At 42.3% G+C, this 21226-nt stretch carries 14 protein-coding genes; 2 read left to right on the top strand and 12 right to left on the bottom strand.

All coding sequences use genetic code 11. From position 1 onward, the window contains the following. Positions 1 to 23 precede the first annotated feature (23 nt). From L6471_RS03220 to L6471_RS14235, 12 genes are all read right to left on the bottom strand, one after another. Positions 24 to 704, bottom strand: a complete 681-nt coding sequence (locus tag L6471_RS03220; RefSeq protein ID WP_223918729.1) for a hypothetical protein — start codon at positions 702 to 704, stop codon at positions 24 to 26. A gap of 10 nt (positions 705 to 714) precedes the next feature. Then, positions 715 to 3030 carry a TonB-dependent receptor domain-containing protein gene (locus L6471_RS03215; protein ID WP_237796821.1) on the bottom strand — a complete coding sequence of 772 codons (2316 nt, stop codon included), beginning with the start codon at positions 3028 to 3030 and terminating at the stop codon, positions 715 to 717. Between the two features lie 387 nt (positions 3031 to 3417). After that, complete coding sequence (locus tag L6471_RS03210) at positions 3418 to 4269, bottom strand: TlpA family protein disulfide reductase (RefSeq protein WP_237796820.1); 852 nt, start codon at positions 4267 to 4269, stop codon at positions 3418 to 3420. Next, positions 4241 to 5824: a RagB/SusD family nutrient uptake outer membrane protein gene (locus L6471_RS03205; RefSeq protein WP_237796819.1), complete on the bottom strand. Its 1584-nt coding sequence runs from the start codon at positions 5822 to 5824 to the stop codon at positions 4241 to 4243. Before L6471_RS03205 ends, L6471_RS03210 begins: the two co-directional genes overlap by 29 nt. A 12-nt stretch (positions 5825 to 5836) precedes the next feature. Continuing rightward, complete coding sequence (locus L6471_RS03200) at positions 5837 to 9400, bottom strand: SusC/RagA family TonB-linked outer membrane protein (protein ID WP_237796818.1); 3564 nt, start codon at positions 9398 to 9400, stop codon at positions 5837 to 5839. Between the two features lie 25 nt (positions 9401 to 9425). After that, complete coding sequence (locus tag L6471_RS03195) at positions 9426 to 10487, bottom strand: FecR family protein (RefSeq protein ID WP_237796817.1); 1062 nt, start codon at positions 10485 to 10487, stop codon at positions 9426 to 9428. Between the two features lie 65 nt (positions 10488 to 10552). Further along, positions 10553 to 11134 (bottom strand): RNA polymerase sigma-70 factor, encoded by a 582-nt coding sequence (locus L6471_RS03190; protein ID WP_074803014.1) that lies wholly within the window; start codon positions 11132 to 11134, stop codon positions 10553 to 10555. A gap of 299 nt (positions 11135 to 11433) precedes the next feature. Beyond that, on the bottom strand, positions 11434 to 13017 hold the full coding sequence (locus tag L6471_RS03185; protein ID WP_027453981.1) for a SusD/RagB family nutrient-binding outer membrane lipoprotein: 1584 nt from the start codon (positions 13015 to 13017) through the stop codon (positions 11434 to 11436). Between the two features lie 19 nt (positions 13018 to 13036). Beyond that, a complete protein-coding gene (locus tag L6471_RS03180) occupies positions 13037 to 16249 on the bottom strand; it encodes a SusC/RagA family TonB-linked outer membrane protein (RefSeq protein ID WP_237796816.1) in 3213 nt (1070 codons plus the stop codon). 659 nt (positions 16250 to 16908) lie between these two features. Then, positions 16909 to 17637 (bottom strand): YjjG family noncanonical pyrimidine nucleotidase, encoded by a 729-nt coding sequence (locus L6471_RS03175; RefSeq protein WP_237796815.1) that lies wholly within the window; start codon positions 17635 to 17637, stop codon positions 16909 to 16911. A 134-nt stretch (positions 17638 to 17771) separates the two neighbouring features. Then, the gene (locus L6471_RS03170; protein WP_237796814.1) at positions 17772 to 18059 is read right to left on the bottom strand and encodes a DUF2726 domain-containing protein; all 288 of its coding nucleotides are present in this window, start codon (positions 18057 to 18059) and stop codon (positions 17772 to 17774) included. After that, a complete protein-coding gene (locus L6471_RS14235; RefSeq protein ID WP_404830156.1) occupies positions 18001 to 18201 on the bottom strand; it encodes an AAA domain-containing protein in 201 nt (66 codons plus the stop codon). Before L6471_RS14235 ends, L6471_RS03170 begins: the two co-directional genes overlap by 59 nt. Before the next feature lie 935 nt (positions 18202 to 19136). Here L6471_RS14235 and L6471_RS03165 point away from each other — a divergent pair. After that, positions 19137 to 20075, top strand: a complete 939-nt coding sequence (locus tag L6471_RS03165) for a hypothetical protein (protein WP_237796813.1) — start codon at positions 19137 to 19139, stop codon at positions 20073 to 20075. Positions 20076 to 20094: 19 nt separating this feature from the next. Continuing rightward, the gene (locus L6471_RS03160) at positions 20095 to 21207 is read left to right on the top strand and encodes a DHH family phosphoesterase (protein WP_237796812.1); all 1113 of its coding nucleotides are present in this window, start codon (positions 20095 to 20097) and stop codon (positions 21205 to 21207) included. The last annotated feature ends 19 nt before the right edge of the window (positions 21208 to 21226 follow it).

Genomic DNA, 21226 nt, shown 5'->3' with positions numbered 1-21226 from the left:
TTCGTTTTACACATCCCCTCCCTTTATCGATTAGCTACTATTATTTTTCTAGTCATATCAGCAAACCCCTCAAGAGTTATCCAGGTGTTAGGGAGCAACTCTGGTTGTGTTGCGTCCCAGTGATATAGAGCAGGGAAAGGGTAACTCTTTTTATCTGATTGGATAATATAAACAATAGCGTAGTAATTTCCTTTCAGCATTACGCGGTCAACGCATAACACTCGCTTTTTCGATGGCGAAATGATAAGGTTACGCCAAAAATCTTCATTCTGCAATTTACGATTACTATTCCACTCACCTGGTAATTCTACGACACAGTCACTCTTGATATTCAAAGAATAGTTAGGTGCCCATTCATGATTATCTTTGTCAAGTCTTAAAACCATGAATTTATCTGCAAATACGAATTCTACTCTTTTGTTCTTAAATGGCAATTGGTTGATGCTTGCTTTAATTAAATCATAAGCTGCATACTGATGATTATAATTCGATTGGTTAATAAAATTCAACTTATAACCACCTGTATAATTCGGAGACAGTAAATCTTCCCTCAGCGGATATTTAATATTCGTTTTAGAATTGATAATCTCATATGGATTCTCTTGAATACTTAACTCTGAAGAGTCTGTAAAATCGAAATTCGAGTTTGCACATCCTGATAACAGAAGGGCAGCCAGCATGATAACTATTGAATTTTTCATCATATTATGTTTATTAGAATCGACGTATTTCATTTGACTTCGTATTTGCTTGATGTCTTTTTTGTTTATAATTAAATGAATAAGAAACCAAAAGGAAAACATTTTTGTTATCCCTATTGCTGTATGAAGCATCATTTATCCAATCACATCGTGTCGTGCTAGTACGTGAGCGAGGGCACAAAACGTTATTGACTGATAATTCGAAAAACCAGCTTTTTATATTTTTTGAAAGAGAGAGTTGAGTGTTCCATTGTTCCGTAACCTCCCTAAAGAGAGAATAGTTCTTGCCATAGTAGTCTACAAACAGCGTGATACTAAAGTCATTTTTCAACTCGAAAGTATTATGCACTTTGAAATTCACATATGGATGATTGAAATGATAAGGAGTATCCATATAGGTATATGAGAAAGTTTGCCCACCTAATCCAATCTCAAGGTACGGCGTATAGATACCAAAATGTTGCCACCAGTTTACTCCAACATTCCATCGTTTATAATTTGAAATATTTGTTGCTTGAGACAATACGATATCTTTTGATTCTCCCAATAAACTTCTCTTCATGGCGATATCATCATTAACGAAATCTAATGAACCTATCAAGCGTAAGTTCTTGTACGATGCTAACATATTAATAGAATTCGTATAAGAATAATCTAACTTGGAATTTCCTTGGACATAGTAGTAGCGGCTTTGATATTCTATGTTATCATTCAGTTCACCATAGTTAGGTCTTCTGACGGTTTGTCTATAGCCCAAAGAAATATTAGAGACATCATTTGGATGATAGGATATATTCAATGATGGGAACAAATCATTATAATCACGACTTTGAGATTTCTGCTTCATATTTCCGACAAAATACTGCCAGCTAGCATATTCATAACGCAATCCTGCATTCATGGAGAATTTCCCTATCTGGGTATTTAGATTCGCATAAGCAGCTCCAAGAATTTGTTCATTTTTATTCTCCGCATTTTTCATTTCTGTTTCGATATTATTTTCATTGAAATCGAAAGTTTGTTTATAGCGTGAATAGGTGAATTCTCCGCCATAATTAAGAGAGACTTTGGTTGTTATCGGAGTATTGATGTCTGCAACAAAGGAGTTCATCAAATAATGAGACTTATTTTTCGTTGAGACCTCTACATCATTTTGTTCCCCGTAGAATAGTTTTCTACTCTGCGTTCCGACTAAGATATCATCCGTAAAGTCAAGTCTTGTCTTGCCAAGAGAAAGAGTGTAAAATGTATTCGTAAGCCATTGAATCGGGACATTTTTTGATTTATTTACTCCATCTGTATGAAAATCATTAACCCCATCCGTGTAATGATTAATTATAGCATCATCAATAGTATGGTTATGCTCATATTTTGTAATCCTTGTATTGAAGCCAATGGTTTGCCGCGCTGAAGGTTGATAGGTAATGCCTAAGTTACCATCAAGAAAAGTCATGTCATAGTCTAATGTCGTATTATTGGTATACAATAGATTAGGCTCGCTAATAACAGAAGTTCTATCCTCGGTGTATTCCTGAGTTTTATAGTTGGCATGACCTATTCCTCCTGTGAGTTGCCACTTACCGGAATTATACACTACAGAGGCACCCTCATTGTTGGAGAATTTTCTACCTTTAGTAATACTTGTATATGCATTTCCTCCCAATCCATCTGGGTTGTCAACTGTAAATATCTTGATAACCGCCTTCACATCTGAAGAATACCGAGATCCGGGATTTGTAATCACCTGCACTTTTTTTATCCGGTCAGAGTTGATGGTCTTAAGGATATTTGCATCGTAAACTTTACTATTGTTTAAATAAACAACAGCCCCACCACGACCAAATATATTGTACTCGCCGCCACCACCTGAGACAAATGGTATTTGATTCATTAAATTATCCAGCGAGCCAGCTTTAGCTAAAATCGTGTTTTGAACATTTGCAGTAATGATATCATTTTCATTTTTAAAAAGACTGCGCTTTCCTTTCACGACAACTTCTCCTATCTCGGTTGATTTATTTTTCAAAATAATATGTAGAGGCTGTTGAAATGTTTTCGCTAAACTGATGGTGTCAGACGACATACCTACATAAGAAGTTATAAGATAACCTGTGTTTTTCTTTCTTTGAATGGGTAAAGAAAAAGTTCCTTTTGGGGACGTTGTTGTTCCTGTAACAAAATGCATACAAGAATCGACTTGCACTACATTCGCAAATTCAACGACATTTCCGTTGTCATCGTAAACAATTCCCTCAATCTTTTGTTCCTGAGCAGACAGAGTTACAGGCGATATGACCAAAAGGGAAATAATTAAATTTGAGGTTTTCATAACTGATTTCAGAGATGCAATTTGGTGTTTTTTTTATATTTAATTATTGTCGGTTAATTTGTATTTATCGGCAAAAAACGTTCCTCAAAAGGGACATGCTAAAGTAAATATTAATTATCGAAATAAAAAAAACTTCATATATTTTAACTATTCTTTTAACTCTTGTTTATAATTAGTTGTGCTATTCATGTGCTAGTGTTTTTATGTTTAGATGTGCCGGTTATCAAATATATCTAATATCATCGATGACATTGTCAGTGATATTATCGGTAATCATAAATACACTTAAAGGAGACTAGCATCACTGCTAATCTCCTTTTCAAGTAGAGTAGATTAAATTTCCATAATTAAGAAATTTAATTTTTTTCGATGGAAAATAATCTCATGTTATTTACTCTTTACGAGTTTATCGAAATAATCATTGAATTCAGGGGAAGACGGTCTCATCGCATCGGATGTGATGAAACGGCCTTGCCTGTCGACGATGATAAAACGTGGAATACCTATCACGTGATAGGTGCTATCGAGCACTTCATCGCCCTCGGGCGTAACCAGATATTGATGCCATGAAGTGGGATGTTTGGCAAGGAAAGCCGTCCAACGCTCGCGTTTCTTATCACATGCAATACTCATGATATGTACGTCGCTGCAATGGTTGTAACGCTGCTGGAGTTTTTCTATGAAAGGTATTTCCTCAATGCAGGGCACGCACCATGTTCCCCAGATGTCTATAAACAGCAATTTGCCACGGAAATCAGTCAGTTTAAGTATGTTTCCTTTTTCATCAGTAAATGTGAAGTCGGGAGCTGGTTTGCCAGAATAGAGGGCACTATTCTGGCGGACACTTTCTTCATAGGCATTCCGCACCTTCTGACGGATAGAGTCTGTGGAACTGGCAGCTAGATACATATCAAGGATAGGCTTGGGATCCTCGGTGGTCGTCATCTGTATCAGGTCGGTAGCGATAAAGCCTTTGATGCGCTCACGCCACTCTACATTTTCCAACTTTTGGTCAGCTACTTTCAGCATTTCCCTGAAATAGTCATTGCCATTCACAAAGTCTGTTTCAGGCAACTGAGCTATCATATATTCCATCAGAGCCTGAGCATCATAGGTATTAGGAATCGTAAAACGCTCACTCTGATTCTTCTGTGCACTGGTTGTAAGAGAGAGAGTTGCCAGTAGCACAAACATTGAAATATAGTAGAATCTATTCATCATAATTCCAATCTTCTTCATTTCTTTCATCATCTTCGTCTTTATTGATTTCAACTTTCTCCTTTAGGATATCGCCGGCGGTGTAGTTGTTCTGCACCAACTGATTACCACTACGGGTGATTTCGAGGTTGGTGAGGGGAATAGCGTAGCGCTTCGACTTAACAGGTAGGGTGTATTTGTAAACCATGCTATAGTCAATAACATTGTTGGATGCTGCGTAGAAAGTGCGCTCTACCGTCACATCGTCAGCAGTGGTTTCGTTAAAAGCCAGGCGGCGGATATCGAACCAGCGCATCACAAAGGGCATCTCACGATGGCGCTCTTCAAGAATCAGACTGATGGCCTCATCCTGACTGTCAGCAGACAAGTCTACCAGCTCAGCCCCCTGACGAATACGGGCACGACGCAACTTATTCAAGTACTGCATGGCCTCTGAGACCTTATTCTGTCGGGCCAGTGCCTCAGCGGCTGTCAGTAGCATTTCAGGAACGGTGGGACCCGATTGTACCTCATCGCCACTGATATAGTGTTTAAACTTACAATAAAGGATATCGTCTCCGAAACCACTCAATCCCGTATCCCATAGTCCATATCTCACAAAGAACTGCTTGAATCTCAGGTCGTTCTCCTGATCATAGAGAGCAATGAGACTCTCTGAGGGAATCAGATAGTTGCCGCTGTTGACAGCGAAATACTGTGAATAGTAGTTCTCCTGGTAGTCAGCCATCTGGTTGGGGGCATACTGATACAGTTCGGAATAATAAACCTTATTTTCCTTTCCACTGGAAGGATTCCAGAGATTGTTTTCAACGAGTTTCAGGGAGTTGTAGTCTTGCAGAGTTGCCTTTGTACTTTTTAGAGCCTCCTGGGCATACTGCGCAGCCTGAGCATAATCCTGTGTGAAGAGATAGTAGCGTGCCAGCATGGCCTGCACGGCAGGTTTGCTGACTCGCCATCGTAGATCAACATCACTGACAGGTGTCTCAAGGGCTGCCTGAAGATCGGCTAAAATAAAGGCGTATGTATCCTGGATGGATGAGCGTATCATGGACTCTTCATAGTCCGTTGACTGTTTCAGCGGCAGACCAAGTTCGTTAAGGTTCTCCTGAGCATAAGGCACACAGTAAGTCTGCACCAAGTTCCAGTTGGCCATAGCCCGCATGAATCGGGCCTCAGCGATGTAAGCCTGCCGTGACTGGTCGTTCAGATCCTCTACATTGTCGAGGTCATTTAGGATAAGGTTGGCCGTAAAGACCTTCTTGAAACCGTCCTCCCAAACTTCATCACCCCACTGATTGTTGGCAATATCGTCAACAGAGAAAACCAGTCCTCCTAAATAACTTTCCGAGAGCCAGCCAATCTGATCTAACATGTCAATTGTCAGACCGATGTCGTCTGAGGATGAAACAACAACAGATGTTTTGGCATTAAAGATGCTGCTATTATTGAGAAGGGCTTCAATCTGCTCAGAACGGTTGATTACCTCATTATCCCCTTTGCTCGGCACCGTGTCGAGATAGTCGTTACAAGCGACAAATATCATTGAGACAACTATGGAATATATAATTTTCTTCATATCTGATACTGTTTAAAATTTGATACTTGCGCCGATTGTACATGTCAGTTCCGGACGGTAACTGCCAGGCAGATAGTCTGGATGATAGTTCTTGGAGTTGGCCGCCCAAATGAGCCCGACATTTTCCAGTTTTCCAAATACGGACACATCTTTCAGCCAGAGTCCAGTGAGCCATTTGTGAGGCAACTGATAATTCAGGTCTATCTCACTCAGGTAGATATAGGAGGCATCCTCCACAGCCATGTTGAGTGAACGTGGGTACATGCTCCACCCCGAGTAGCTCATCAGGCTGATGGGGTTCCCATCGTCATCGACGGTGGGCAGTGGCATCATGTTCGTCGGAGTGGTAATCACACTGCCCGAAGAGTCCATCAGATCACCAACCTGAGCAAGTACATTGCTTTTTTCACCCCAACTGGTGATATAATTATAGTTGAACTGCGGCATTGTCATCTTACCACCAAAGCGACCATTCATATAGGCACTCAGCGAGATGGTTTTCCATTGTACGGTAAAATTCAATCCTGCCGTATGAGGAGCAATCGTCGTACCCTGATAGTGAAGCAAACTTTTCCAGGGCAGATAGAACAGCGACTCATCATTGATGCTATACTTATTGCCTTCTGTATCAAGCACACAAGGTACTCCATTATTCAAACCGCCGTACTCAAAGGTAAAAATCGGGCTCATGGCATAGCCTGGAATATAGTTGGAATTGAGGAAATCGCTCACATTATTTATTTCCGTATACAGTTTCGTAACTTCATTTTTATTATAACTATACGTCAGGTTGCCGCTCAACGTAAAATCGCCAATAGCCCCTTGAGCACCCAACGAGAGTTCGATACCCTTATTGGTCAGTTCTGCATTATTGAAGGAAGCCGACGACGTACCGTTGACAGCAGCGATATTCACAGAACCTAACACGTCAGTACTCTTTTTGTTATAGACATCAACAGAACCGAACAAATGGTTATTCAACAAAGCAAAGTCCAGGCCAATATTCGTGATAGCGGTCTTCTCCCAGCGCAGGGTAGGATTACCGTAGTCGTAGATACTGCCAGGGTACTGTCCTGTCCACTCGTCAACGCTTGATGAGGAGATACTGACCGTTGTATGCGCAGAAGATGCCGTGGCAGCATTTCCGTTTTGGCCATAGGTGAGACGTAGCGTCAGGCGATTTACCAGATCAGTTTTACTCAGCCACGACTCATTGGCCAAGTTCCAAATCGCGCCCACTGACCAGAGGGGGCTCCAGCGATATTTTGGTTTCGAAGTTATTAGGTTTGAGGCATCGCTACGAGCAGAGAACGACACACCATAACGGTCGTCAAACATATAGGCGATATTACCATAGAACGATACGAAACGGTTGTGATTCCATGAGTCATAGACATGCTCCTTACCATTTTGAGGCACACCCATGATGCTGCTCTGAGAGCCATCCATCGTATCAACATAGCCTTCTTGACCAACAGTGCCACCATTGGTTGCCGTCACACCCCAAAGATAGGGATTCGTCCAAGACTCGTAGTAATAGTTACTAATCTCATTACCAATCACGGCATTGATGGCATGCTTTTCTCCCAGAACTTTATCAAAGGTGAGGTCGTTGCGGAAAAGGTTACTGTGATTCTTACCTTTGTCATTGATGACGAGATCACCCGCCGGTACAGCAGAGATGCCCAGGGCATTGCCATCCATGTCACCGGGAGTGTAGTAATTCACATAGTAACGTGTATAGAAACTCTCCTCATCGTTTGTACGCTTCTGCGTATAACGACTTGACTCAAACTGGAATTTGGAATTAAAGCGCAGTCCGTCGATAATATTCACTTGTAAACCAGCCTGCAAGCGGAACTGGGTGTTGTTCACTCGCTGCCGACGACTTCGAGCCTCCTGAAGCAGGTTGTAGTTCATGTTGTGATAAGTGAATCCACTCCAGTCGAACATATTGAGCACATCACTGTTATAACTGCCGTGGAAGTGACAGGCGTAAGAACCATCAGAGTTCAGTAGCATTTCATAGGGAGACAGGATACTCAGATTGCTGATTCCTATTTGTGAAGAGTGACGATTGTCATTCACCAGATTCAGCCCCAGATTCAGACTGACATATTTATTAATCTGGTATTCGTTCTGCCAGTCCATTTTCCACTGGTTGTTGCGACTACCCAGAAAATCCCCTTTCTCATGGATAAACTCTACCGAGAACCGCGTTCCCCACTGGCCGATGCCACCGCTGAGAGCTACGTTGGTCATACTCTGAAGGGGGCGTTGCAACAGATTGTCCCTGATTTGTTTCGTATTGTCGAGTGAAGCCAAATCTGCCAATTGACGATTCATCTCAGCCATATCCATTGTTCCCCAGTTGTATCCTTGATATAGAAGTAACTGAGACTTGGTAAGTCCTGAATAGAGGTTAGTGATATTACGAGAATATGGCGAACTGATCATACTCTTCTCAAAGAGCCATTTCTCATAGTTAATCGTCTGTGAAGCAGAAGCAAGATTAGTCAGCTGATGTACATTCTGTTTCTTAGCAATCGTTAACTGTGTAGAGCCTTCCACCGTCCACTGTCCATCTTTCTGACCTTTCTTTGTTGTGATTACAATAACGCCATTGGCAGAACGCGCTCCCCAGATACTGGCGGCAGCGGCGTCTTTTAGGAAAGTGATACTCTCGATATCCTTTGGGTTGATACGCTCCAACGCATTCAAATTAGGGTTGGTCGATGCTCCACTACTGGGATTATCCATCACAGGGAAGCCATCGATGACCACTAGAGGGGTATAGTCAGCATTCATCGTTGAGGTGCCGCGGATTGTGAAGGTTTTACCACCGCGCCCATCAACCACACTCTGCATACCGGCTACAAGTCCATCAAGGGCTAAAGAAAGGTTTCCAGTATGGCGTTTCTCGATATCATTATGCTTCAGAATAGTAAATGAGCCCGTTGCCCGTTCTTTCGAAATGGTCTGATAACCTGTTACAACTACCTCATTCAGGCGGTTGTCTGATATCATCCTGATATTCTGTTTTATGTCAACCGTTCCCTGTGCGAAATCTGACGTGTGAGTCTGCATGCCCAAATAAGCATACTCCAACTGACAGACTGTCGTGGGGGCATTGATGACGTAATGACCGGTATTATCCGTTACCGTCTGTATACCCTTGTCTTTCACTCTGACAACAGCACCTGGCAGTGGTTCACCCTGATCATCACGTACCACGCCCTCAATATGGCGGGTACGCCCTTTCTGGTCGCGATGGGTGATGGTGACGATACTGCCATTGATGGTGTATTTGCACCCTAGCTGTTTGAGTACATCGCCCAACACACGTTCTGCAGACACATCCTTCACGCTGATTGTCACCAACGGCAGTTGCCTGATAAGTTCTGAGCTACAGACGAAGTCGAGCCCCGTCTGTTTCTTCATCTCCGCCAAGAATTCCTTCACTCCAACTTTAGTCAGGGTGAAGGTCACGGGCTTGTTTTTGAGCGTCTGAGCCGTAGCGGGCAGCAAAGTCGCCGTACCCGCCAACAGAATCAAGACCAATACAAGCCGTCTCATAGTTGTCTTAACTTGCATCTTTTATTTATTTAATGGTTATCACATTTCCTTCAGTACGAATATCAACCTCAGCCACAGTGGCAATAGCCTCTAACGAGGCATTTATTTCATTGTAGCGACTCAGAATTCCAGTAAACAAAATCTCACGACTCGGCTCACTAAGGAACTGTACCTTCATGCCATACCAACGGGAAAGTACATCCATCAATCGCCAAAGTTGACAGTCCTCAAAAACAAAATGTCCAGTGTTCCAAGCAACGTACGGCTCTACATCGATATTTTCCATTAGACATTGATTATCGTTTATTGAACATTTCTGCTTGGGGCGCATGAGTTGTTCTGAACTACCTGAAGGGGTTACACCTACAGAGCCGTTTACGAGAACGATTTCCGTGCTATTCTTGCCTCGCGTAGAGACGTTGAACTCTGTGCCATAAGCAGTTGCCATACCATGTGGAGTGTGGACTCTAAAGGGATGAAGACGATCTTTGGCTACCATGAAGTAGGCCTCGCCGTCAAGTAACACGTCACGAGTATTACCTACAAATTTTTCGGGATATATAATGTGCGTATTATAATTAAGATGTACTAACGAGCCATCCGGAAGTGTCAGCCAAAATTCTTTATTACTACGCGTGGTTACTTGCTTGGCAGTAAGCAATTGCTCCACCACTTCATCCTCTTGGATATGGTAGGTTGAGCGTAGATTCTCACTTACTGTCTGTGTACCCAAATTTTGTACAAAAGGGGTTACAGAAGCCTCTTGTCGACCACTTTTCTGACTCATTGCTATGGCGTGCTGTACTTCCTCAGACACCGTTGGTGGGATAACTTTAGTGTATTGACACCACCAAAATAGGCCACATACCAAAAACGCAGCAACAGCGGCAGCCATGGCATATCGGTAGCGTCTGCATAATTCCAGACGGGGACTTCTGGTCATGGTTCCCGTTCTCATCAGCATCTGCTTCAGCGCCTTCTCTGCATCTGTCGCGGCATAGTCATCGTAGCGTCTGACGAGATCCTCGTCTTCCCCACAATGTTCTTGAATATCATGGAGCAAGTTATCTAGCGTTTCTTTGTTCATATAAACCCTTTTTTATCTCTATACGCATGAACACTCAAAAAGGGTACAAGTTTGTGCAAAAAAAATCAAGCAAATATAATCATCATCAGTGCTGCTGCCTCGGGAGAGAGCGACTTGCGCATTTTCTCAATTCCCCTCAGACGAATCTTTTTCACAGTATTGACACTTATCTGCATCGCCTCTGCAATCTCGTGATTCTTTTTTCCTTCCATGATATGTAGAAAAACTTCGCGATGTTTTTCTGGCATTTCATCAAGTGCCATGAATAACTGGCGATACAGTTCCTCTTTGTGCTGAACCAAATCACCGTTATCATCTGTCTGCATCTCCCGATAGATCTGTTCCACATGGATTGCATGCTTCTGCGTAACCTGTTGACGTCTCAGATAAGTGATACTCTCATTTCTCACAGCATTAAATAGATAGGCCTTCAACATACCTATCGTTTTGAATGTATTTTTATTTTTCCATGATCCATAGAAAGTTTCCTGAACGATATCTTCAGCAATATTCCTACCACCCACCATCTGCATGGCATAAGCAACCATAGCCTTATAGAAATGCCTATAAAGCATGGTTAGCGCTGCATTGTCCCATCGATGGATAACGTCAAGACTCAGTGGTTTTATGTAATTTCCCTCTTGCATTTTGATTTCAAAATTACTGAAAAGATTTCATATTGAAATGCTTTTCTGTTATTTTTTATCTGTTATGTAAAAATATACCATGTTTACGGTATATCTTATTAAGCGAGGATTATAGGTGATATTATCGGTAATCATAAATACACTTAAAGGAGACTGGCATCACTGCCAATCTCCTTTTTAAGTAGAGTAGATTAAATTTCCATAATTAAGAAATTTAATTTTTTCGTATTTATAATTTTTTGATAATCATCTCATGCCTTTCAACGTTATCAATAGAATTGATGTGTTGAGTATTTTGATTACTTATTAGCAGGGTGATCATATGTAGAAGTACGTACATCCCAGTACATCTTGCTGTAGTAATTATTGGTACCATCCTGGAGCTTTGCAACAGCAGCTTTCCAGTTAGCACCGTTCAATGTACTTTCGTTGGTAGGATACTTCACACGAGAAATGATATCCCCTTTAGTTTCGCTCAATGGAGAGAATTTATACTTGGTAGTGCCTAGTATTGCAGAATACTCATTAGGGCGAACAATCTGTTCTGGATAACCTGTACGGCGAATCTCAGTCCATGCTTCAGTACCATTGCAGAAGAGATCAAGATACTTCTGGATAGCTACGGTCTCAGCATCAACTCTGCCAGAAACGGCTGATACATAAGTATCTATATCTTCGGCAGAGATAACGCCACCTGCTAAGTTAGACCAGTATTCGATAGATGCACGTACACCTTCTTCGTAATCACTCTTGTTATAACCATTGTACTCTGCTTCGATAAACTTCTGTTCTGCATAAGTCATCAATGGTACTGCAAAGTTTTTGGTCAGACACAATGGTGGGTTAGAGTACCAGCTGGTAACTTTATCCTGAGAATAAAGTTTAGCCTGGATACCAGTCTGAGTAGCTACAGCCATACCGTTATAGTCACCATTTGCGTTAGGAGAAGAGTAAATCTGCAAACGTGGATCTACTACACCTTCCCATGGATGTGATTTCTGGTTCAAAGTATCAGGTTGACCTTTTAGCAAGTCAGCAAGAGTCTTGTTCAAGCTGAAGTCGTTACGTCTGTCAACGAAGTAACCCTCGTATAACTTACAATAGTCGGTACCAGAACTTACATACTTAAAATTAGCAGCATCATCATTGCTTGTCATCACACCACTGGCAAGAGCCTCCTTGATATATGTTTTCCAGTTAGAATCAACCTTAGAGAGGTGGATGGCCAAACGGCATTTCAGCGAGTTACCAAACTTTTTCCACTTTGATGCATCACCGTTATAGATAATATCGCCCGATGTAAAAGCTACTTCGTTCTCATCGATCATATTTACAGCCTCAGTCAATTCATTGATCATATTCGTGTAAATATCTTTCTGATCATCGTAAGCAGCATAGAGTATACCTTCGTCTTCCAGTTTCGCCACTTCAGAGTATGGTACGTTGCCCCATGTATCAGTGATGACATCCATCAACCACACCTTCATAATCTTGGCAGCAGCAATCTGGTTGGCATTAGCACCATATGCAGAGTTTGTAGCAGCGTGATTATTCTGATTCTCCTTGATTACCTTATCAAAGTTAGCAATACCCTGATACAGATAATTAAAGTAACTGTTGTTTACAGATTCACGAATCTGGTAACGGTCTTCCTCTGTATAGTTAATCTGGCTCCACTGCTGTGCATAAGCCAAACACTGTCGGCCACTAAACCATACATCGTAGATATTATCCATAGTCCATTTTTGAGCACCTTCCATCAACATATTAGATGGAACAGCCGATGCATTGTTAGGACTCACATTCATTTGCTCCAAGTCGCTGCACGCAGTGGCAGAAAGAGCGATGCATCCTGCATATATATACTTTAAAAACTTATTCATTGTCATTTCTCCCTATCAATTAAAATTTGAGATTTACAGTAAAACCATAGCTGGCTACCATTGGAGTAGCACCACCCTCGATACCCTGAACGTTACCAGATGAGGTGACAATCATTTCTGGGTCAAAGTGCTTGGTATCAGGACCCCATACGGCCAAGTTGCGACCATAAGCAGAGAGGCGAAGATACTTTACAAAATAGTTTGGATTCAACTTGAAAGTGTAACCCAGGTTGATTTCGCGGAGTTTGATGTAGTCAGAACGTAATACATTCTGTGCACCAGGACCAGTATAATAGTTCTCAAAGTAATCACGTGCATCTACAGTCTTGGTATTTACACCAGTACTCTTGTATGTACCATCAGCATTCTTGATGAGGTTACCGCTTTCATCTACAGCAGCAACATATCCCTGTGCTACGATACCATTCTCACGAACACCATTAGCTGCAGTTTCTTCGAACATACCGCAATATGTACCCCACATCTGTGTGGTAGAGAAGAAGTGACCACCCTTAGAGAAGTCAAACTGTATGCTTGCATCGAAGTTCTTATAGCGGAATGTGTTGTTCCATCCACCTGTAAAGTCAGGGAAGATGTTAGCAACACTTACGTAAGAATCGGTAGCCAAATACTGACCTGTTTCTGGATCAACCAATTTGTGACCCTCTGAATCATAGAGGAAGTCTTTCGTACGGATGACACCATATTCTTCACCAACAACAGCACCGATTTCAGCTGCGAATGGAGCGCTGGCGATACGATAGTAATCTACACCATCGGTAAGACTCTTCACCTTGTTCTTGTTAGAAGAGAGGGTGAGGTTGGTGTTCCACTCAAAGTCTCTATTCTTGATAGGTGTAGCATGGAGTGCGAACTCAATACCGCTGTTAGAGATTTCACCAGAGTTGATCATCTTATACAGATAACCGGTTGTACCTGATACAGACAAAGGAAGAATTTCGTCCTTAGTATTGGTATGATAGTAGGTGAAGTCGAAACCTAAACGATTATTCAAGAACGATGCCTCGAGACCGATTTCGAATGAAGTGGTAGACTCTGGTTTCAAGTCGGCATTATTTAATGTGTTAGGTAAGCGATAACCTGGAGTATTACTGTCGATATTGGTATACTGTGTATAGGTAGAATAGATCTGATAAGGATCGGTATCGTTACCTACTTGAGAGAAACCAGCACGAATCTTACCGTATGACAACCAAGGTGCTTTTTCCTTCAAAACCTCAGAGAACAACCAACTGGCTGATACAGAAGGGTATACGTAGGTGTTATTGCTAGAAGGAAGAGCAGAAGACTTATCACCACGAAGAGTAGCCTCCAAATAAAGTTGGTCTTTATAGCCCACTGTTACATCAGCAAAGAGAGAGTTAGTACCCTTTTCACGCTTTAAGTTATCTGATGTTGGTGTAGATATAGAGTTGGCTAGATTATAGAAGTCAGCGATAGCAAGACCGCCCTTTGTCGTACCATAAAGATACTCATAGTGGCGCTTCATGATATTGGCACCGACATTGGCACTCAAACTGAAATCCTTAAATTTCTGAGCATATTGCAACATAAACTCGTGGTTGATTTCATACTGTTGACGACTATACTCTGAATATTTAGACTCCTCTTGTGAACCGACAGCATTACGCTCATACTGCTTGTCTACATAAAAGTCAAGATTAGCCTTATACTGGAATTTCAACTCAGGAAGAATCTGATAGCTGAAACCTAGATTACCATAAATACGGTTACGAACATCATTTTCATAAGTCTTATAGCGGCTCCAGTATACATTGTTGTGGTAAGCTGGAGTAGGATCATCTACGCTATTACGGTTCCAGGTAGCCTGTGTTCCGTCTGGATACATATAGTATTCTTCCAGCTCGTTCATATTTAGCTGACGCTGACCCCACTGTGTGAACTTAACCATGATGTTATTATCACCATAACCTGTATCCTGACGACCCTTGGTACGGTTATTAAAGTAGTTCACATTCGTGAAGATATTCAGTTTCTTATCCTTGCTGGTTACGTTACCTGTAACATTCAGTGTATTTTTATACTGACTACTGTTTGGTAAATAGCCCTTCAGATCAGTATTGGTATAAGATACACGGAAAGAACCATTGTCTAGAGCCTGAGATACGGCAATATTATTGGTGAAAGAAACACCGGTATTAAAGAAGTCACGATAGTCAGAAGAAGCAGGACTCCAAGCCGATGTCGTAGGATCGCCTACTTTACCATTTGCTTCCCATTTCGCAAGATCATACCATGAAAGTACCTGTCGGCCATCGAGTTTTGGACCCCAGCTTTCATCCATACCGTAATCTACAGTAGTATATTCTTTACCATTGATAATAGCTGTGCCGAAATCATCTTCGCCATAACCACCACCATATTCGCTCTGCAGTTTAGGCAATTTAGTAACAGACTCAAAACCGACAGTTGAAGTAAAGTCTACCTGTAAGTCTTTACCCTTGGCATGCTTTGTAGTAATCATGATAACACCGTTAGCAGCACGGCTACCATAAAGAGCTGTAGCAGCAGCACCCTTCAATACAGAGATATTTTCGATATCATCAGGGTTGATATCCTGTACCAAGTTACCGTAGTCGTAACCACCAGCACCGCGAGCGGTACTTGTGCTGTTGTAATCAGTACCCTCGATAGGCACACCGTCTACAACGAAAAGAGGCTGGTTATTACCAGAAAGTGAGTTGTTACCACGAATCAAAATCTTAGACGAGCCACCCATGCTACCAGCACCAGATGAGATACTCAAACCTGCTACTTTACCCTGAAGTGCATTAACAGGGTTGCTCAAACCACCACGGCTTTTCAGCAAATCAGAACCAGCTACCTCACTGACCGCATAACCCAGTGCTTTCTTTTCACGAGAAACGCCTAAGGCTGTAACTACAACCTCGTTCAATAATTTGTTATCTGGATCTAGGCTTATTCGCAAGTTACCAGAGGCATTTACTGTTTTTTGCTGCATTCCCAAATACGAAATAACGAGTTTTGCACCACTTGGTACTGATAACGAGAACTTACCATCAACATCGGTAAGTGTTCCCGTTTTAGTTCCAGCGACGATGACAGAAGCACCAACTACTGGTAAGCCATCTTCGCTAGAAATTACGGTACCCTGGACTTGTGTTTGTGCCATTGCTATTCCGCAACTGAGGAATGAGCACGCCAAAATTGTCGTAAGTCTTTTTTCCATAAAATCTCTCTTTAAACTAAATGTTCTAGTTATAAGTATTATTCACATTTTCTCTCTCAAATCATCTTGCAGAAGTAGTAATAAAGGTAGACAAAATCGGCAAGATTCTTACGATTTGATCCTTAACAGTTGCAAATATAAATCAAATTTATTAAACATACAAATATTTTTCTTCTTTTTTGTTAGAAAATAGCTTTTTTATGTTACATTCTAATACCAAAAGTATGGTATATGATTATAAATAGAAATTTTATGTATGTTTTGCTTCGCAATCTGTTAAGTAAGCCTAGCTTCTTCCACTCTTCCGATGGTTAAACGAATAGTCTATTTTATTCTTTTTAATTTTATTTGCTGTTTACCTTTCATAGTGCAAGGTGTTAGCGCTGTTTATGTGTTCTTTTGTTATGTTATGTATGCAAAAGTAATCAATATGTTATTTATTTACGTTGTTAATTGGCAATAATTTATTAAATATCTTGTAGTAGTTACAAAATGATAGCTTTGTCTTTTATTTGGCTATTGAAATGAAAGTAATACGGTTATAATTGTTTCTATTTAATAGATGTTTGATAATTTTTGAAGAGCGATAGGGGGATATGTAGATATTGATTGGCTGGAATATACGAAGTAGTATATATTTCGAGTGCAAAAACTAAGGATTATAGCATTTCTTGTATTTGGCTGAGTTTATCAGTCGTCAGCAGAATATGCGAATCCATATCTTTTTGCACATTCCATCGGTTGAACCAGATGGCATCGAGCCCATAGCCAAGTGCACCAAGAATATCCGTATTATAATTATCGCCAATCATGAGTGTGGAGTCCTTGTCAGCTCCCGTAATATGAAGTGCATAATCAAAGAAACCCTTGCCAGGCTTGTTTTCTCCTGCATCTTCACTGAGTATAATATGGTCGAAATACTGGAGCATATCCGAAGCTTGCAGCTTCTTATATTGTACTTCATGAAAGCCATTACTACAGATAGACAGATGATAGCCCTCGTTACGAAGATACTGCATTAAATGGTGTGCTCCCTCCACGGTACCCGGTTTGCAAGAGCAGAGATTGAGATATTGGTCACTCACCTCACGGCAGAAATCGTCAGTTAGCCAACTTGTATCTGTGCCAGGCAGGCAACATTCAAGGATAGGGCGTCTGAATCGTTCTACGATGAGCACATCACGTGTCATCTCTTTGCGGGTATACCGTGCCCACACATCCTCGTTAGTTGTCCAGTATGCAGTAACGAATGCATCGAAATCAGGAATCATGTTAGACCAAGAACGGAGCTCGTAAAGTTCGCGTAGAGCGATTGAATTATTACCACGAGTATCATAGAGTGTATCATCGAAGTCGATGAACAGGTGAGTATATTTCGGATTTTTCATGTGTGCAAAGGTACGAAAAAAAAATATTGTTATCAATTATGTGTCGTTTTATGTTGACTTGGACATGCCTAATAGCTTACTTATAATGGAAATAGAATATTTGTTCAACTCGCTCATGCATGATAAGTTATAAACTAGGCATATACTTTTGAAAGTTTAGCTACAATCCTTTCTCTTTCTCCACTTTCTCTAGTGGAAAGTCGAAGTATTGGGATATTGTAAGAAGCTAAAATGCGGTCCTTAATGTCATCGCGTTCTTTTTGTTTAGTACCTTCGTGATGATAAGTGTAGCCATCTGTTTCAACAACGAGTACTGTTTGGTGGCTAATCTTATCATAAATAAGAAAATCAAGATGAGTAGTATCATGCATTACAAAATCGTGTTCTTTTTGAGGTAATGAGCTTATGTCGCCAATGAGCATATAAAGAGGGTAATGACATAATAGCCATAAGTACATCTTTTTCGCCTCGGTCTTTTGTCATGATGATAAGTTTTCCATCATAAAATTCTTGATTACAAAAGTTGATTATTTTGGGATGACAACGATAATGTTCTCTGAGAATGGTCTGTGGTACATCAGGAATAGTAGATATGATGGAGTCAAGGAAACTTGTATTACAACAATTATAACTATCAGGGAGATGATATGCAGACCAAATCTTTTTTTAATTCTTGAATTTGATGCTCATAAATCAACACTTGAATACTTTAAACGCTGATAATCAGCAATTTAAATCTTAAACAGTAGAAAAGTGGTTCTGTGTGTTTTTTACCTTGGCTTGTGAGGGCAGATTTAACGTATTTAACTTTCATAAACGTGTAGATAGGGGGCATTATGACAGACTGATGAGGCATAAGTACCTCAAAATGCGTCCTTTTAAGAAGATTTTCTTCCGTATCGGAGCATAATTACAATATTTTTTGTATATTGCACCGAAGATTGCTTTTTGCCCATACATATTTGTGATCACCACTGCTGATAATGATAATAATAATAATAATAACAATAATAAATCTAATATCCGCAGTTAATAATTAGATTCAAATTGCAAGTGCCTGAATATAAGTGACTTCGAGAAATCACAGATTCCATGTTATGAGCCTGTAGAGTACTTGTCATAGACAGAATATATTGTTGAACCCTAAAACCAAAATATATGAGTATGCCACCATAGCAAGACACAATAGGACATAAAGACTGGACGTCCACTTTTGATTCTTTTATTCTGATAATTGGGGAATTGGAGGTTTGCAATTTTTATAACATTCAAAAAACAGATAGCACAATGAAGAAAGCGTACACGAAACCGGCGATGAGGGTGGTAGCCCTCCAGCAGCGGCATCATCTGCTCGGCATGAGTGGAGAGATTTCTGGGTATCAGAAGTCGAGTAGCGGATTCAGTCAGGACGAGAGCGACAGCAGCAACGCCCCACAGAGCCGCGGCATCTGGGACAATGACTGAAGCAAGTAAAAAAAAAACGAAAACGTTAATCCATTATGAGAACGAAAGAACAATTTCTGATGCTTTGGATGCTCGGCGGCATGATGCTGGCCGGGCTGGCGGCCTGTTCGGGCGACGACGACACGGCCACAGACGGCAGCGCGCCGCAGACGGCCGACGACGGCGTCAAGGTACGACACATTACCATTACGGAGACCGAGGAGGAGGCGGCACGGCAGATAATGACTCGCGCCTCGCTTGCTGAGGGTGACGGCATCCTCACCGCCTTGTGGACGGCGGACGACGGGCTGACGTACTGCAATTTGAGCAGAGTGGATCGTGGTAATAGCGATGCGCCCTACAGCGGCCTGCTGATAGCCAACTCCACTGCTGCCACCTCGCAGTTTACAGGCGACGTGTATTGCCTTGCTGGTGACTACCTGGCGGTGGTCTATCCAGCCACGACTTTCGAGACGAACGATAGCTATACCATCTCGCTCACGGGACAGAACGGCACGCTCAGCAAGCTCGCCACCAACTACCACTACGTCTTTGGCAAGGCAACCGTGACAGAGGTGACCGAAATGACGGCCAACGCCACGATAGGGAAGATGAAGAGCCTGCTGACGGTGTGCAAGTTCTCGTTTAAGGATAAGAATACGGGCGATGCCATCCCCATCAAGTCACTCAGCATTAGTTATAGCACTGGTGACTCAAACAACGGAAAATATCCGCAGTCGGCTACGGTGGCCATCGGTGTCAATACGGCGCAGAATGATGTCCATGCAACGGGTGCAGATATCACAGCGCCCCTCACGATTACTGCCTCTGGTCAGACGGAGGTCTATGTCGCCCTGCTGCCCACCGCCGCGCAGAGCACCTTCAACTTCACCGTCAGTGATGGCAACGGCAATACCTATAGCGGCACGGCCAATGCCACGCTCGTTGAAGGAGAATACGTGGATGCCACGGGGCTGAAACTTACAAAACAATAACAGGAAAAAGATAAAGACTATGAATAAGAATAGACTTTGGCTGATGGCCACCATCCTCGTCTGTGGCTTGGGACTATTCACCTCATGCTCGTCGGAAGACGATCCTCTGGTGATACCCGAACAGGGGAAGGCGTTTCGCGCTATGCTGAAAACGCTCGACTGGGGAGCAGACACGACATTCGTGTATGGTCACAAAACGCCTGACGTGGATGCCGTCTGTTCGTCGTTGGGTTATGCCAAGCTGATGAATGCGCTGGGCTACAACTGCAAGGCAAAGGTGTCGAGTGCGACCAACCGCGAGACAGCCTATATCTCTGGCGTGTTCGGCTTTGAACTGCCCGAATTGAAGAGCAGTGTGGTGCCGCAGACACGGCTCATACTGACCGACCACACCGACTATGCCCAGTGTGTGGACGGTGCCAGGGAGGCTATCATCCTACAGAAGATAGACCACCACGTAGAGGGCGACATTCAGGACAGCGGCATTCCCTACGTTCGCAGAGAGATGATTGGCTCCACCTGCACCATCATCTACGAGATGTACAGGGAGACAGGTGTCGACATCGACGATGAGACTGCCCGCATTCTGCTTGCCGGATTGCTGTCGGACACACGTAATCTCACCAAGACTACCACTCAGCATGAGGACTCCGTGGCATGGACGGCGCTGGTCGCCCAGTTGCAGTTGGAGGACAAAGTGGCAGAGATTAACCGCCAGATGGCCGATGCCGCCAATAATTACGATGGCATGAGCGATGGCGAGATCTTTCTCTCGGACTATAAGGAGTATGAGATAGGTGGCAAGGCTATCGGTTTCGGTTCGCTTAATTGCAAGGCAAGCGAGATGGATGACTTTATCAGCCGTATGTTGGGCGTGATGCCCCAGGTGATGTGCGACAACAGGCGCGACATGCTGTTTGCCAAGATCGATAATCTTGTACCCAATCCCGACGAGAGCGATCCTGACACGCCTTTCGTGGAAGACGGCACCTATTTCATCTATTACGGTGAAGGGACTCAGGCTGTGGCCGAGGCCATCTTCGGACCGTCGCTCCGTGAAGGTGTAACCTACTCCAAGGAAGAACTATCACGTAAACAGATTGTGCCGAGAATAACAGAAATACTGCAATGAAATAAACCAAAAAGATAAA

The sequence above is a fragment of the Segatella bryantii genome (genome assembly GCF_022024215.1).
GTDB lineage: Bacteria > Bacteroidota > Bacteroidia > Bacteroidales > Bacteroidaceae > Prevotella > Prevotella bryantii.
The sequence above is the reverse complement of the archived record's forward strand: the minus strand, read 5'-3'. Positions and strand labels throughout refer to the sequence as shown.

Excerpts from the sequence above, each read along its gene's own strand:
- L6471_RS03220 (WP_223918729.1), bottom strand. The coding sequence starts at position 704 with ATGATGAAAAATTCAATAGTTATCATGCTGGCTGCCCTTCTGTTATCA.
- L6471_RS03215 (WP_237796821.1), bottom strand. The coding sequence starts at position 3,030 with ATGAAAACCTCAAATTTAATTATTTCCCTTTTGGTCATATCGCCTGTA.
- L6471_RS03210 (WP_237796820.1), bottom strand. The coding sequence starts at position 4,269 with ATGAAGAAGATTGGAATTATGATGAATAGATTCTACTATATTTCAATG.
- L6471_RS03205 (WP_237796819.1), bottom strand. The coding sequence starts at position 5,824 with ATGAAGAAAATTATATATTCCATAGTTGTCTCAATGATATTTGTCGCT.
- L6471_RS03200 (WP_237796818.1), bottom strand. The coding sequence starts at position 9,400 with ATGAGACGGCTTGTATTGGTCTTGATTCTGTTGGCGGGTACGGCGACT.
- L6471_RS03195 (WP_237796817.1), bottom strand. The coding sequence starts at position 10,487 with ATGAACAAAGAAACGCTAGATAACTTGCTCCATGATATTCAAGAACAT.
- L6471_RS03190 (WP_074803014.1), bottom strand. The coding sequence starts at position 11,134 with ATGCAAGAGGGAAATTACATAAAACCACTGAGTCTTGACGTTATCCAT.
- L6471_RS03185 (WP_027453981.1), bottom strand. The coding sequence starts at position 13,017 with ATGAATAAGTTTTTAAAGTATATATATGCAGGATGCATCGCTCTTTCT.
- L6471_RS03180 (WP_237796816.1), bottom strand. The coding sequence starts at position 16,249 with ATGGAAAAAAGACTTACGACAATTTTGGCGTGCTCATTCCTCAGTTGC.
- L6471_RS03175 (WP_237796815.1), bottom strand. The coding sequence starts at position 17,637 with ATGAAAAATCCGAAATATACTCACCTGTTCATCGACTTCGATGATACA.
- L6471_RS03170 (WP_237796814.1), bottom strand. The coding sequence starts at position 18,059 with ATGCTCATTGGCGACATAAGCTCATTACCTCAAAAAGAACACGATTTT.
- L6471_RS03165 (WP_237796813.1), top strand. The coding sequence starts at position 19,137 with ATGAGAACGAAAGAACAATTTCTGATGCTTTGGATGCTCGGCGGCATG.
- L6471_RS03160 (WP_237796812.1), top strand. The coding sequence starts at position 20,095 with ATGAATAAGAATAGACTTTGGCTGATGGCCACCATCCTCGTCTGTGGC.